The following is a 13,446-nucleotide window of genomic DNA, read 5'->3' as shown; positions in this document are numbered from 1 at the left end:
AAAGCTCATGACGGCCGGGCGAAGCCCGGAACACCGCCATTCCATACTTTTAGTTTCGAAAAAAGCGACTGCGGCTGATCTTATCAAACCTTTGGTGCATCCCTAAAGTGTCCCCAACAGACCGATCCGCAACATTCAAGGAGACATTCATGGCCAAGATGAGAGCCGTTGACGCCGCCGTGCTCGTGCTCGAGAAGGAAGGCATCCAGACCGCGTTCGGCGTGCCGGGCGCCGCGATCAACCCGTTCTACTCGGCGATGCGCAAATCGGGCGGCATCAGCCACGTGCTGGCGCGCCACGTCGAGGGCGCATCGCACATGGCCGAAGGCTTCACGCGCGCCGCGCCGGGCAATATCGGCGTGTGCATCGGCACGTCGGGCCCCGCCGGCACCGACATGATCACCGGCCTCTACTCGGCATCGGCCGACTCGATCCCGATCCTCGCGATCACCGGCCAGGCGCCGCGCGCCCGCCTCTACAAGGAAGACTTCCAGGCCGTCGACATCGAGTCGATCGCCAAGCCCGTCACCAAGTGGGCCGTCACCGTGCGCGAGCCGGCGCTCGTGCCGCGCGTGTTCCAGCAGGCGTTCCACCTGATGCGCTCGGGCCGTCCGGGCCCGGTGCTGGTCGACCTGCCGATCGACGTGCAGCTCGCCGAGATCGAGTTCGACATCGACACCTACGAACCGCTGCCGGTCTACAAGCCCGCGGCCACCCGCGCGCAGATCGAGAAGGCGCTCGCGATGCTCGACGACGCGGACAAGCCGCTGATCGTGTCGGGCGGCGGCGTGCTCAACGCAGCGGCCGAGGACCTGCTCGTCGCGTTCGCGGAAACCGTCGGCGTGCCGGTGATCCCGACGCTGATGTCGTGGGGCGCGATTGCCGACGACCATCCGCTGATGGCCGGCATGGTCGGCCTGCAGACGTCGCACCGCTACGGCAACGCGACGATGCTCGCGTCCGACTTCGTGCTCGGCATCGGCAACCGCTGGGCGAACCGCCACACCGGCAGCATCGATGTGTACACGAAGGGCCGCAAGTTCGTGCACGTCGACATCGAACCGACCCAGATCGGCCGCGTGTTCGGCCCCGATCTCGGCATCGTGTCGGACGCGAAGGCCGCGCTCGAACTGTTCGTCGCCGTCGCGCAGGAATGGAAGGCCGCCGGCAAGCTGAAGGATCGCAGCGCATGGGTGGCCGAGTGCCAGCAGCGCAAGGGCGCGATGCAGCGCAAGACGCACTTCGACAACGTGCCGGTCAAGCCGCAGCGCGTGTACGAGGAAATGAACAAGGTGTTCGGCCGCGACACGTGCTACGTGAGCACGATCGGCCTGTCGCAGATCGCGGCCGCGCAGTTCCTGCACGTGTTCAAGGCGCGCAACTGGATCAACTGCGGCCAGGCCGGCCCGCTCGGCTGGACGATTCCCGCCGCGCTGGGCGTGCGTGCCGCCGACCCGAGCCGCCCGATCGTCGCGCTGTCGGGCGACTACGACTTCCAGTTCATGATCGAGGAGCTCGCCGCGGGCGCGCAGTTCAAGCTGCCGTACGTGCACGTCGTCGTGAACAACTCGTACCTCGGGCTGATCCGCCAGGCGCAGCGCGCGTTCGACATGGACTACTGCGTGCAGCTCGCGTTCGACAACGTCAATGCGCCGGAACTGAACGGCTATGGCGTCGACCACGTGGCGGTGGCCGAAGGCCTCGGCTGCAAGGCGCTGCGCGTGTTCAAGCCGGAAGAGATCGAGCCGGCGCTGAAGCAGGCGCAGGCGCTCGCGGAAGAGTTCAGCGTGCCGGTGGTCGTCGAAGTGATCCTCGAGCGCGTGACCAACATTTCGATGGGCGCCGAGATCGACGCGATCAACGAGTTCGAGGATCTCGCCGAGAAGGCCGAACACGCGCCGACCGCGATCTCGCTGCTCGACTGACCCGCCCCGTCCTTTTGACTGACCGACCGAAGAGGCCTCGCTCATGCCGAAGTTTGCTGCAAACCTGACCATGCTGTTCAACGAAGTGCCGTTCCTCGACCGCTTCAAGGCGGCCGCGGACGCGGGCTTCGACGCCGTCGAGTTCCTGTTCCCGTATCCGTTCGCGAAGGAGGAACTCGCCGAGCGGCTCGAGACGCACCGCCTGCGCCTGGTGCTGCACAACCTGCCGGCCGGCAACTGGGACCAGGGCGAGCGCGGCATCGCGTGCCTGCCCGATCGCGTCGGCGAATTCCAGGAAGGCGTCGGCCGCGCGATCGAGTACGCGAAGGCGCTGAAGGTGCCGCAATTGAACTGCCTGGTGGGAATTCCGTCGGCGAGCACGCCGCGCGACACGACCTTCGTGACGATCGTCGACAACCTGCGCTTCGCCGCCGCCGCGCTGAAGCGCGAAGGCATCCGCCTGCTCGTCGAGCCGTGCAACAGCTTCGACATCCCGGGCTTCGCGCTGAACCGCTCGTCCGACGGGCTCGACGTGATCCGCGCGGTCGGTTCGGACAACCTGTTCCTGCAGTACGACATCTATCACATGCAGCGCATGGAAGGCGAACTGGCCGCGACGATCGAGCGCCATCTCGCGTCGATCGGCCACGTCCAGCTCGCGGACAACCCGGGCCGCAACGAGCCGGGCACGGGCGAAATCCACTACGCGTTCCTGTTCGCGCTGCTCGACCGGCTCGGCTACGCGGGCCACATCGGCTGCGAATACAAGCCTCGCACCACCACGACGGAAGGCCTCGGCTGGCTGCAAAGCGTCGCCGGCTGCGCGCCGGGCTCGGCGCGCCGCGCCGCCTGAGCATCGCCCCATTCCGTCATCGCCCCTATAGGAGACTTACACATGGCAACCATCGGTTTCATCGGCCTCGGCATCATGGGCGCGCACATGGCGCGCAACCTGCTCAAGGGCGATCACCAGCTCGTCGTGAACGGCGCGTTCCCGATCCCGGACGACCTGCGCGCCGGCGCCAAGGTCGTCGCGAGTTCGACCGAGGTCGCACGGAACGCGGACATCATCATCTCGATGGTTCCCGACACGCCCGACGTGCGTAACGTGCTGTTCGCCGACGACGGCGTCGCGAAGGGCCTCACGGCCGGCAAGCTCGTGATCGACATGAGCTCGATCTCGCCGCTCGATACGCAGGAATTCGCGAAGCAGATCAACGCGCTCGGCTGCGACTACCTCGACGCGCCGGTGTCCGGCGGCGAAGTCGGCGCGCGCGAGGCGACGCTGACGATCATGGTCGGCGGCCCGGAGCAGGCGTTCGAGCGCGCGAAGCCGCTGTTCGAGAAGATGGGCAGGAACATCACGCTCGTCGGCGACAACGGCGCGGGCCAGACCTGCAAGGTCGCGAACCAGATCATCGTCGCGCTGAACATCGAAGCCGTCGGCGAGGCGCTGCTGTTCGCCGCCCGCTCGGGCGCGGATCCGGAACGCGTGCGCCAGGCGCTGATGGGCGGTTTCGCCGCCTCGCGCATCCTCGAAGTGCACGGCGCGCGGATGACGAAGCGCACGTTCGATCCGGGCTTTCGCATCGAGCTGCACCAGAAGGACCTGAACCTCGCGCTCGACGGCGCGCGCAAGCTCGGCCTCGCGCTGCCGCACACCGCGAGCGCGCAGCAGCTGTTCAGCGTGTGCGCATCGCACGGCGGCAAGGCATGGGATCACTCGGCGCTCGTCCGCGCGCTCGAAATCATGTCGAACTTCGAGATCGCGCAGAAGGCTGAATAACGCCGAATGCCGCCCGTTCCCGCGGGCGGCGCACATTACAGGCGCATGCCGTGTCACGGCTGCGCATCGATGCGTGCGGATTGTGCGCATCACGGTGGGGCGCCCCGCCGCGCATTGCAGTCGCATGCGCGGCGGGGCGAAAACGCCGCTCTGGGCTGAGAGCGGCGAGGTGGGGTCCGCAGCGGCACCCGGCGACGCCGGGGAAGCCTTGGTCGGTCAGACGTCGTCGTCGGGTGTCCGTCTGTCGGATTTCACGTCTTACACTTCTTTACGTTCGCGCGCGCGATATTTCATGCAATTGACGCCGCGACCGCCTACACTTTCGCCACGCCTTTCGAAAAAACCGCCGCGCTCGCGTTCACGCCCAGCGCGGTGTTTTTTTCGCCCCTTCACGGCGCGTTTTCTTTTCAACCACCTAAGGAGTGCAACGATGGGTCTTCTTTCGTTTATCAAAGAGGCGGGTGAAAAACTGCTGGGTCATGCCGACGCGCAAGCGGCCGAAGACCCGAATGCCGCAAACCAGACCGCGGCCGATGCAATCAAGCATTACATCGACACGCAGGGCCTCGACACGTCGAACCTGACCGTCGCGTTCGACGGCGCATCGCGCACCGTGACGCTGTCGGGCAGCGTCGCCGATCTCGACACGAAGGCGAAGGTCAAGGTCGCGGCCGGCAACGTCCAGGGCGTCGCGGGCGTCAACGACGACGATCTTCAGCCGGACGATCCGGAAGTGCAGTACCACGACGTCGTGTCCGGCGACAACCTGTGGAAGATCGCCGAGAAGTACTACGGCGACGGCACGAAGAACACCGCGATCTTCGAAGCGAACAAGCCGATGCTGTCGAGCCCCGACCGCATCTATCCGGGCCAGAAGCTGGTGATTCCGCCGCAGGCCTGAGCGCCCGCGCAGGATCGTCAAACGCAGAAGGCAGGCCGTCGGCCTGCCTTTTTTCATGGTCGCCCGGCGCGGCGCGCGCTCAGCAGGCGTCGAACAGGCGCTGCACGTCGCCGCGCGCGTGAATCCCGTTTGCCAGCGCGAGCATCAGCAGCACGCGCGCCTTGTACGGGTTCAGCGAACCCGCGCTCACGAAGCCGAGCGCGTCGTCGTTGGCCGCGCCATTCTTCATCACGTGCCCCGAGCCGACGCGCGACGCGCGCACGACGACCACGCCCTGCTTCACCGCATCGGCGAGCGCCGCCTGCAGCGTCGCGTGGATCGAGCCGTTGCCGGTGCCCGCGACGACGAGCCCGCGCACGCCGGCCGCCACGAGCGCATCGACCGCGGTGCGCGTGACACCTGCATAGCTGGCAACAACCTCGACCGCCGGCCATTCATTACGCATCGCCAGTTGCGAATCGCACGCGCGCGTCACGCGGCGCGCGAATTCGACGCGGCCGTCCTGCACCCAGCCGAGCGCGCCGAGTTCCGGCGATTGAAACGCATCGACCGCATAGGTGCTCGTCTTCAAGACATCGCGCGCGCCATGGATCCGGTTGTTGAACGCGACCAGCACGCCCTGCCCGCGCGCGGCCGGGTGCGCAGCGACCGTCACCGCGTTGAGCAGGTTCAGCGGGCCGTCGGACGACAGCGCGGTTGCCGGGCGCATCGCCGCGGTCAGCACGACCGGCTTGTCGCCCCGCACGGTCAGGTGCAGCGCGTAGGCCGTTTCCTCGAGCGTGTCGGTGCCGTGCGTAATCACGATGCCGTCGATCGCGTCGTCGGCCATCAGCGCGGCGATACGCGCGGCAAGCGTGTTCCACAGCGGCAGCGCGAGATCCTTGCTGTCGATGCTGGCGACCTGCTCGGCGTCGATGCGCGCGACCGACGCGAGCGCCGGCACCGCGTCGAGCAGAAAATTGACGCCCAGCGCGCCGGCCTGGTAGCCGGCCGTGCTGGCCGCGTCGGGCGCGGCGCCGGCAATGGTGCCGCCGGTGGCGAGTACGGCGATGCGCGGCAGTGCCTGCGATGAAGGAGAAGCGGGATTCAAGGTATTCATGGGCGCGATTGTAATGGCTCGCGCGCCGCGCGGCCCGGCCCGGCGCATGCGCATCATGGTTTGTCCCGATCGCGCGGCCGGGTTTGCCGTCAACGCGGCCCGCTCCCGCCACGTTATAGGAAGTGCCGTTTCGGTGTTTTTCACATTGATTTGCCAGAATCGAAACGCGCGGCAGGATGCGTTCCCGCTATGTGTCCCGCGTCGCGACGGCGTCAATCAAACGCAATTCACCCCATGGGAGTGTCAAATGAAAATCCAATCGCTCGTGGCCGCACTGCTCGTCGGCGGCATGCTGGCTTCCCCCGCATTCGCGCAGAACAGCCAGCAGGACAAGATGAAGGCCTGTAACACCCAGGCAGCCGGCAAGACGGGCGACGCACGCAAGGCATTCATGAAGGATTGCCTGTCGGCGAAACCGGCGAAGGCGATGTCGCAGCAGGACAAGATGAAGGCCTGCAACAAGGACGCCGCCGGCAAGAAGGGCGACGACCGCAAGGCATTCATGAAGAGCTGCCTGAGCGCCCAGCCGGCCGCCTGATTCCGCCCGCGCACGCAACGATGCCGCGCACCGTTTCGACGGGCGCGGCTTTTTTGTTGCCGCTTGCACCGCCCGCCGCTGATAACGGGCATACGGTGCGGCAATTCGCCGCGTTTTCTTCTATGATGGCTGCAACGCGGCCCATCCAAGCAAAAGAAGCGCCATCGGGCCGCCCTCGACAACGACGCGCGCGCCGCGTCAAACGGAGGCCTGGATGGCATGGAGACAACACCGCTGGTTCCGCCGCTGGCTGATCGTGATCGTGTTCTGGGCCGTGCCCGTCGCGATCGTCGCCGTACGCGAGATCCGCGAGGAAATGGCCTACAACAAGGCGGACCTGCAGCTCGCGCTGACCACCTGGCAGCTTACCGACGCGCAGCACGCAGCCGGCGCCGCCGCGCGCTGCCACGGCGAGCCTGACGAAGCGCGCGCGGCCGGCTGCCCCGCCGACGTGCTCGCGGCCAACGCCCCCCGCCAGCAGGCCGCGCGCGACTTCTACGTGGTGCGCCGCAACACGCTCGCGAGCTACCTGTGGCACGCCTTCGTCGGCTATTGGGTCGTGCCGGCCGCGTTCCTGTTCGCCTGCGGCGTCGTCATCGCACTGATCCGCCGCGCGCTGCGGCGGCCGCCGATCAAGCCACCGGTCGCGCATTGACGCGCGCGTGCGGCGCGTCATTTCGCCCGCCTCCCCTCCCCGCCGCATGCGGCTTGCGCTGCGTTGGCGCGTCGCGACGCGCGTTGACGATTTGACGCTTTTTCACTTCCGAACGGAAAGCACGCGTATCGCGCTGTGATATAACTTCCGACGTGATCCGCCCCCAAGCGGAAGTCACGCAACATCACCGATGGAGAAGAACGATGCAAAAACGGAATCTCGTGCTGAAAGCAGCCGCCGCGCTCATCGTCGGTAGCCTCGCGCTCACCGGATGCACCACCACCCCCGACAAGCCCGACAACGCCGCGACCAATGCGTCGAAGCGCCAGGCGATCGATTCGAGCGTCGATGCGACGCTGTCGCGCCTGTATTCGACGGTCAAGGGCTCGCGCGAGCTCGTCTCGAAATCGCGCGGCGTGCTGGTGTTCCCCGAGGTGATCCAGGCCGGCTTCATCGTCGGCGGCCAGACCGGCAACGGCGCGCTGCGCGTCGGCGGCGAGACGATCGGCTACTACAACACGTCGTCGCTGTCGGTCGGCCTGCAGGCCGGCGCGCAGTCGAAGGCGATCGTGTTCCTGTTCATGACGCAGGATGCGCTCGACGAATTCCGCAAGTCGGAAGGCTGGGCAGCCGGCGCAGGCGCGTCGGTCGCGCTCGTGAAGGTCGGCGCGAACGGCGCGATCGACACGACCACGGCCACCGCGCCGGTGCAGGTCGTCGTGCTGACGAACGCGGGCCTGATGGGCGACGTGTCGATCAACGGCACGAAGGTCACCAAGCTGAAGATCTGACGCCTGCCGCCCGCGCGCCGCGCGGGCCACGATGCGCAAACGGCGATGCCCTCGCGGGCATCGCCGTTTTTTTTGCGCGTGCGCGTGCGCGGGCCTGCCGGGCCGCTCAGGTGGTCGAATCGATCACCTTGAAGCGCGCGCGCTTCTGCGCGCGGATCACCGACTGGTAGACGTCGACGTACTGCTGCGCCATCCGCCGCGACGTAAAGCGTTCCTCGAAGCGTTGCCGCACCCGCGCGCGCGGCAGCAGGTGCAGCCGGTTGACGGCCGCGACCGCGCTGATCTCGTCCTCGACGATGAAGCCCGACACGCCTTCATCGAGCACTTCCCCCACCGACCCGCGGTTGAACGCGATCACCGGCGTGCCGCACGCCATCGCCTCGATCATCACCAGGCCGAACGGCTCCGGCCAGTCGATCGGGAACAGCAATGCATGCGCGCCGGACAGGAATTCCGCCTTCTGGTGATCCGCGATCTCGCCGACGTACTCGACGTGCGGCAACGCGAACAGCGGCTTGATCTCGCGCTCGAAATACTCCTGGTCCGCTGCGTCGATCTTCGCGGCGACCTTGATCGGCAGTCCGCACTGCTGCGCGATGCGGATCGCGGTGTCGACCCGCTTTTCGGGCGAGATGCGGCCGAGGAACGCGAGATAGCGCGGCTCGACCGGCTGCGGCGTATACAGTGATTCGGGCAGCCCGTGATAGACGGTCGTCAGCCATCTCGCCTGCGGCAGCGGCTGGCGCTGCGCGTTCGAGATCGAGATCACCGGCGCGGTGTCGAAGGTATCGAACACCGGCTGCTGCTCGGGCAGGTCGAGCCGGCCGTGCAGCGTCGTCACGTAGGGCGTTTCCTGCCGGTTGAAGACCGAGAACGAGTAGTAGTCCATGTGGAAATGGAGCACGTCGAAGTCGTTCGCGCGGCGCGCCACCGTTTCCATCAGCAGCATGTGGGGCGCGATCCGGTCGCGGATCGACAGATCGAGCCGCAGCGCACGCGGCCACACGGGCTCGAGCTTCGCGCGCGTCTGCGAATCGCCGCTCGCGAACAGCGTCACGTCGTGACCGAGGTCGACGAGCGCCTCGGTGATGTAGGACACGACGCGCTCGGTGCCGCCGTACAGTTTCGGCGGCACCGATTCGGTCAGCGGGGCGATCTGGGCAATTCTCATGATCCACGTCTCCAGTGGGCCGGCGCGTCATCGGCCAAATCAAATGTCTCATTATTGGCGATCCGGTGGCACCGCACCGGTCGTCTTGCATTTTATGGGTGTTGTTACAGACCGGATACATCCGTGCGCGCCGCCTGCCGCGGGTCAGCGCGACGGCCACTTCCACGGGGGCAGATCGCGCGTGTCGGCGTCCACCAGGCCGGTCGCGCCGAGCTGCTTGTCGAGCACCAGCGATTCGCAGCCGGCCTCGCGCTCCAGCGTCGCGATCAGCCGCGCCGCATGCGACACGACGATCACCTGCGAATGCCGCGCGGCCTGCGCGATCAGGCGGCCAAGCGCCGGCAGCAGGTCCGGGTGCAGGCTCGTTTCCGGTTCGTTCAGCACCATCAGCGCGGGCGGCCGCGGCGTCAGCAGCGCCGCCGACAGCAGCAGGTAGCGCAGCGTGCCGTCGGACAGCTCGGCGGCCGCCAGCGGCCGCAGCAGCCCCGGCTGGCGCATCAGCACCTCGAAGCGGCCGCGGCCGCCCGGGTTGTCGATCTCGACCGATGCGCCGGGAAACGCGTCGTCGATCGCCGCATCGAGCGCCGACGGGTCGCCGATCTCGCGGATCGTCTGCAGCGCGGCGGCCAGATCGGCGCCGTCGTCCGCGAGCACCGGCGTGTGGGTGCCGATGTGCGACTGCCGGGCCGGCGCCTGCGCGTCGGTGCGGAAATGGTCGTAGAAGCGCCACGAGCGGATCCGCTCGCGCACCGCGATCATCTCCGGCGCGCCGGTCGGATCGGCGAATTCGGTCATCATGCTGTCGAAGCTCGCGACCGGCTGCGGAACGGTCAGCCAGTCGCCGGACGCGCCGCGCGCGCGGATCTGCGCGCCCTGCCGGTCGACCAGCAGCGTCGACGGCCGCAGCGCCGGCCCGCTCCAGATGCATTCGCGCTTGACGACCGGATCGAGCCCGAAGGCCGACCCGCTGTTCGGAACCGGCAGCCCGAGATCGATCGCATAGCCGAAATCGTCGCTCGCGAAGCCGAGCTTCAGGCTCACCGGCCCCGAGCGCACCGTGCCCGTGACGGGCACCTCGCCCGCCAGCATCGCCCGCGAGAAGCGCTCGGGGCCGGCCCACAGCGTCGACGGCAGCCCGCCCTCGCGGGCCAGCGACGGAATCACGCGGCCCTGCGCGGTGTCGGCCAGCAACCGCAGCGCGCGGTACACGCTCGACTTGCCGCTGCCGTTCGGCCCCGTCACGACGTTCAGCGCCGCGAGCGGCACGATCAGCTCGCGCAGCGAGCGGTAGTTGGCGATGGCGAGCGTATGGAGTGCCGGCATGGATCGGTTCGGGTCAGCGTCCGTCGACGGCCTGCGGGTCGGCCGCGGTGTTCGCCGCCGTGCTGGCGGCAGGCGCCCGCTCGTGCGGACGTTCGGGGTTCGGTGCGTCGGGCGCCGATGCGTGCGGATACAGCTCGGTGCGGCTGCGCGGCAGGCACTGCGGATAATGCGCGTGGAGGTACGCGATCAGCCCTTCGCGCACGCGGCAGCGCAGGTCGAAGCACTGCGACGAATCGGCCGCGCTCACGAGCGCCCGCAACTGCATCGTGCGCTCGGTCGCGTCGGTCACCTGCAGCACCTGCACGCGGCCGTCCCACTCGGGCGCGGCGTGCACGAGGCGCGCGAGCTCGTCGCGCAGCGGCGCGAGCGGCGTGCGGTAATCGACGGACAGGAACACCGTGCCGATGATCTCCGAGCTGTTGCGCGTCCAGTTCGCGAACGGGTTCTCGATGAACCACTGCAGCGGCACGACGAGGCGCCGCTGGTCCCACAGGCGCACCGACACGTAGGTGCCGGTGATCTCCTCGATGCGCCCCCACTCGCCCTGGATCACGACCACGTCGTCGAGCCGGATCGGCTGCGTCAGCGCGATCTGCAGGCCCGCGATCAGGTTGCCGAGCACCGGGCGCGCGGCGATGCCGGCGACGAGGCCCGCGACCCCGGCCGACGCGAGCAGGCTCGCGCCGACCTGGCGTACGTTCGGGAAGGTCATCAGCGCGGCGCCGGTGCCGATGATCACGATCAGCACCATCACGGTGCGGGACAGCACGCGCGCCTGCGTGTGGATGCGGCGCGCCTGCAGGTTGTCGGCGGTATCGATCGGATGCGCGTCGATGATCGCCTCGCCGACCGCCGCCACGAGCCGCACCAGCAGCCAGGTCAGCGCGACGATCGTGCCGACGGCCGCCGCGGTGCGCATCCCGCGCACGAACGACATGCCTTCGTCGGCCTGCAACCACACGAATTCGAGCGCGAGCAGCGCGAGCGTGACGAGCGACGGCCGGTCGATGTAGCGCAGCACCACGCTCATCATCGGATATGGGCTCGCGATGCGCTTGACGATGCGCGCGCCGACGCGGTGCGCGGCCGTGCCGACCAGCACGACGACGGCCGACACGATCAGCGTGCCGAGCCACGAATGCAACGGCGCATCGGCGATGCGCTGCAGTTCCTCGAGTGAAATCATCGGCGCCTGAGCTTCTTCGGTTATGACGCGATCATGCGCGTCGTCCTGGATGCATCGGCGACGCCCGGGCGCGGCACCTGCCCGGGCACGGCTTCAGGTCAGCTGCCGCCCCTGCAGGGGAACGCCTTGCCGAGGCCGAGCGACACCGCGGTGCTCGCGTTGTAGTCGGCCAGCTTCGGATTTTCCGCGATGTACTTGCGCACCGCGTCGGTCATCTGCTGCGCCTTGATGTCGGGCGGCAGGCAGAAATACTGGCCGACGCGCGGCCCGGTCGTGCCGCCGATCGCGTCGATGGTGTTGTAGACGCCGTCGGCGGCGCCCTCGATATAGGCCGCGCACGACGCCCGCGACTTGACGTCCGTCTTCGCGCACAGCCGGTCGAGATCCGCGCCCGTGAACGCCGCCGCCGACAACGGCACGGCAAACGCCGCGGCACAAAACATAGCCCGCAACATGGTGTTCCTTATGTCAATGCGGCCCGCAGGCCGCCCGCTGCATGACCGGCGCGGCCTCCGCCGCGCCGAAAACCGTCATTTTGCACTCTTTTGGGCGTCGCCCGGCGCCGATGCGCCGACGCGCTCCGTGCGCTTGCTCAGGATGTCGATCGCATCCGGCGCCTTGTAGTGCTTCGCAAACTCCAGCGCGGTGATGCCGAGCTGGTTCTTCACCTGCGGATCGGCGCCCTGGTCGAGCAGCAGGTTGACCGTCGACCCGTGGTTGCCGCGCGCCGCCATCATCAGCGGCGTGGTGCCGTTCGGCGACGCGGTGTCGATGTACGCGTCGTGATCGAGCAGCACCTTGACGACCGCGTCCTGGCCGTTGGTGGCCGCGTAGTGCAGCGGCGCCCAGCCCTTCTTGCTGACTTCCGCGCCCTTGTCGATCAGCAGCTTCACGAGGCCGACGTCGCCGTTCAGCGACGCGAGCATCAGCGCGTTCTCGCCCGCCTTGTCTTCCTTCTCGAGGTCGATCTTCGGCGCCGCGGCCAGCGCCGCCGCGACCTTGTCGGATTTCTCGCGCGCGGCGATCACGAGCAGCGGATCGCCGTTCGGCGCGACCGTGTTCGGATCGAGGCCATTCTTCAGCTGCTTGCCGATGTCGGCGATGTCGTCGAACTTGACCGCCTTGACGAGCGCGTCGAGCGATTCCGCGTGCGCGCCGATGGCCGCGAACAGCCCGCCGGCGACGAGTGCGGCCGCGACGAGCGCGCGTTTCGGCAGATGGTTGGTCGGCTGGGTCATTGTTGTGGGCTCCTTCCCTGGGTTGTCGGCTGCGCCGCGCCGCCGTCAGCGGGCAATCTTGAACAGCCGGAAAAAGTTCTGCGTGGTCGCGTCGGCCAGCGCTTCGACGGCGATGCCGCGCTCGGACGCGATAAAGCGTCCGACATGGCTGACGTACGCAGGTTCATTCGGCTTGCCGCGATACGGCACCGGCGCGAGGTACGGCGAATCGGTCTCGATCAGCAGCCGGTCGAGCGGCACGCGGCGCGCGACGTCCTGCACGTCGGTCGCGTTCTTGAACGTGACGATCCCCGACAGCGAGATGTGGAAGTTCTGCGCAAGCGCCTGCTCGGCGACCGGCCAGGGCTCGGTGAAGCAGTGCATCACGCCGCCGGGCACCGCCGCACGCTCCTCGGCCATGATCCGCAGCGTGTCCTCCGACGACGAGCGCGTGTGGATGATCAGCGGCTTCATCGTCGCGTGCGCGGCGCGGATGTGCGTGCGGAACCGCTCGCGCTGCCATTCCATGTCGGCGATCGAGCGGCCTTCGAGCCGGTAGTAGTCGAGGCCCGTCTCGCCGATCGCGACGACCTTCGGGTGCGCGGCCAGCTCGACGAGCTCGGCGAGCGTCGGCTCCCGCGCGTCCTCGTGATCGGGATGGACGCCGACCGACGCGTACACGTTGTCGTGCGCGTCCGCGATCGCGAGCACGTCCGGCAGGGTCTCGAAATCGACCGACACGCACAGCGCGTGCGTGACGTCGTGCGCGCGCATGTTCTCGAGCACGGCCGGCAGGCGGTCGGCGAGCCCCTTGAAATTGATGTGGCAATGAGAATCGACGAACATCGTGTTTC

At 67.9% G+C, this 13,446-nt stretch carries 14 protein-coding genes; 7 read left to right on the top strand and 7 right to left on the bottom strand.

Translation table 11 applies throughout. The features are described 5' to 3' along the window. Positions 1-149 precede the first annotated feature (149 nt). The 4 genes from gcl to lysM all read left to right on the top strand — a co-directional run bounded on the left by gcl (position 150) and on the right by lysM (position 4,612). Complete coding sequence (gene gcl, locus ABFO07_RS09375) at positions 150-1,925, top strand: glyoxylate carboligase (protein WP_059882743.1); 1,776 nt, start codon at positions 150-152, stop codon at positions 1,923-1,925. Between the two features lie 43 nt (positions 1,926-1,968). Further along, entirely contained in the window at positions 1,969-2,778 is an 810-nt protein-coding gene (gene hyi, locus ABFO07_RS09370) for a hydroxypyruvate isomerase (protein ID WP_347466980.1), read from the top strand. Between the two features lie 42 nt (positions 2,779-2,820). Then, positions 2,821-3,711 carry a 2-hydroxy-3-oxopropionate reductase gene (locus tag ABFO07_RS09365; protein ID WP_059959087.1) on the top strand — a complete coding sequence of 297 codons (891 nt, stop codon included), beginning with the start codon at positions 2,821-2,823 and terminating at the stop codon, positions 3,709-3,711. Positions 3,712-4,141: 430 nt separating this feature from the next. After that, positions 4,142-4,612, top strand: coding sequence for a peptidoglycan-binding protein LysM (lysM, locus tag ABFO07_RS09360; protein ID WP_059567321.1), 471 nt, complete (start codon positions 4,142-4,144; stop codon positions 4,610-4,612). A 79-nt stretch (positions 4,613-4,691) separates the two neighbouring features. Here the strand turns inward: lysM and ABFO07_RS09355 are convergent, their stop codons facing one another. Beyond that, a complete protein-coding gene (locus ABFO07_RS09355; RefSeq protein ID WP_059567324.1) occupies positions 4,692-5,711 on the bottom strand; it encodes an asparaginase in 1,020 nt (339 codons plus the stop codon). A 247-nt stretch (positions 5,712-5,958) separates the two neighbouring features. Here ABFO07_RS09355 and ABFO07_RS09350 point away from each other — a divergent pair, with 247 nt between their 5' ends. From ABFO07_RS09350 to ABFO07_RS09340, 3 genes are all read left to right on the top strand, one after another. Next, entirely contained in the window at positions 5,959-6,249 is a 291-nt protein-coding gene (locus tag ABFO07_RS09350) for a PsiF family protein (protein ID WP_059567326.1), read from the top strand. A 214-nt stretch (positions 6,250-6,463) separates the two neighbouring features. Next, entirely contained in the window at positions 6,464-6,904 is a 441-nt protein-coding gene (locus ABFO07_RS09345; protein ID WP_059567327.1) for a hypothetical protein, read from the top strand. A 203-nt stretch (positions 6,905-7,107) separates the two neighbouring features. Next, positions 7,108-7,695: a BPSL1445 family SYLF domain-containing lipoprotein gene (locus ABFO07_RS09340; protein ID WP_059567328.1), complete on the top strand. Its 588-nt coding sequence runs from the start codon at positions 7,108-7,110 to the stop codon at positions 7,693-7,695. Positions 7,696-7,801: 106 nt separating this feature from the next. On the opposite strand, the gene ABFO07_RS09335 is transcribed toward ABFO07_RS09340, so the two are convergent. The 6 genes from ABFO07_RS09335 to ABFO07_RS09310 all read right to left on the bottom strand — a co-directional run bounded on the left by ABFO07_RS09335 (position 7,802) and on the right by ABFO07_RS09310 (position 13,438). Continuing rightward, a complete protein-coding gene (locus tag ABFO07_RS09335) occupies positions 7,802-8,866 on the bottom strand; it encodes a glycosyltransferase family 4 protein (RefSeq protein WP_059567330.1) in 1,065 nt (354 codons plus the stop codon). Positions 8,867-9,010: 144 nt separating this feature from the next. Beyond that, positions 9,011-10,189, bottom strand: a complete 1,179-nt coding sequence (locus ABFO07_RS09330; protein WP_059567333.1) for an AAA family ATPase — start codon at positions 10,187-10,189, stop codon at positions 9,011-9,013. A 13-nt stretch (positions 10,190-10,202) separates the two neighbouring features. Beyond that, positions 10,203-11,375, bottom strand: a complete 1,173-nt coding sequence (locus ABFO07_RS09325; protein WP_059809459.1) for a mechanosensitive ion channel family protein — start codon at positions 11,373-11,375, stop codon at positions 10,203-10,205. A gap of 98 nt (positions 11,376-11,473) precedes the next feature. Further along, positions 11,474-11,830, bottom strand: coding sequence for a Rap1a/Tai family immunity protein (locus tag ABFO07_RS09320; RefSeq protein WP_026044649.1), 357 nt, complete (start codon positions 11,828-11,830; stop codon positions 11,474-11,476). A gap of 75 nt (positions 11,831-11,905) precedes the next feature. Then, positions 11,906-12,613: an ankyrin repeat domain-containing protein gene (locus ABFO07_RS09315; RefSeq protein ID WP_059567335.1), complete on the bottom strand. Its 708-nt coding sequence runs from the start codon at positions 12,611-12,613 to the stop codon at positions 11,906-11,908. Positions 12,614-12,658: 45 nt separating this feature from the next. Further along, positions 12,659-13,438 (bottom strand): TatD family hydrolase, encoded by a 780-nt coding sequence (locus ABFO07_RS09310; RefSeq protein ID WP_059567336.1) that lies wholly within the window; start codon positions 13,436-13,438, stop codon positions 12,659-12,661. Between the last annotated feature and the right edge of the window lie 8 nt (positions 13,439-13,446).

The organism is Burkholderia stagnalis (assembly GCF_039848545.1).
GTDB lineage: Bacteria > Pseudomonadota > Gammaproteobacteria > Burkholderiales > Burkholderiaceae > Burkholderia > Burkholderia stagnalis.
The sequence above is the reverse complement of the archived record's forward strand: the minus strand, read 5'-3'. Positions and strand labels throughout refer to the sequence as shown.

Bases quoted from the DNA above. Each gene is read 5' to 3' on its own strand.
- ABFO07_RS09330 (WP_059567333.1), bottom strand. From the start codon at position 10,189: ATGCCGGCACTCCATACGCTCGCCATCGCCAACTACCGCTCGCTGCGC.
- hyi (WP_347466980.1), top strand. From the start codon at position 1,969: ATGCCGAAGTTTGCTGCAAACCTGACCATGCTGTTCAACGAAGTGCCG.
- ABFO07_RS09310 (WP_059567336.1), bottom strand. From the start codon at position 13,438: ATGTTCGTCGATTCTCATTGCCACATCAATTTCAAGGGGCTCGCCGAC.
- ABFO07_RS09340 (WP_059567328.1), top strand. From the start codon at position 7,108: ATGCAAAAACGGAATCTCGTGCTGAAAGCAGCCGCCGCGCTCATCGTC.
- ABFO07_RS09345 (WP_059567327.1), top strand. From the start codon at position 6,464: ATGGCATGGAGACAACACCGCTGGTTCCGCCGCTGGCTGATCGTGATC.
- ABFO07_RS09335 (WP_059567330.1), bottom strand. From the start codon at position 8,866: ATGAGAATTGCCCAGATCGCCCCGCTGACCGAATCGGTGCCGCCGAAA.
- ABFO07_RS09325 (WP_059809459.1), bottom strand. From the start codon at position 11,375: ATGATTTCACTCGAGGAACTGCAGCGCATCGCCGATGCGCCGTTGCAT.
- lysM (WP_059567321.1), top strand. From the start codon at position 4,142: ATGGGTCTTCTTTCGTTTATCAAAGAGGCGGGTGAAAAACTGCTGGGT.
- ABFO07_RS09355 (WP_059567324.1), bottom strand. From the start codon at position 5,711: ATGAATACCTTGAATCCCGCTTCTCCTTCATCGCAGGCACTGCCGCGC.
- ABFO07_RS09365 (WP_059959087.1), top strand. From the start codon at position 2,821: ATGGCAACCATCGGTTTCATCGGCCTCGGCATCATGGGCGCGCACATG.
- ABFO07_RS09315 (WP_059567335.1), bottom strand. From the start codon at position 12,613: ATGACCCAGCCGACCAACCATCTGCCGAAACGCGCGCTCGTCGCGGCC.
- ABFO07_RS09350 (WP_059567326.1), top strand. From the start codon at position 5,959: ATGAAAATCCAATCGCTCGTGGCCGCACTGCTCGTCGGCGGCATGCTG.
- ABFO07_RS09320 (WP_026044649.1), bottom strand. From the start codon at position 11,830: ATGTTGCGGGCTATGTTTTGTGCCGCGGCGTTTGCCGTGCCGTTGTCG.
- gcl (WP_059882743.1), top strand. From the start codon at position 150: ATGGCCAAGATGAGAGCCGTTGACGCCGCCGTGCTCGTGCTCGAGAAG.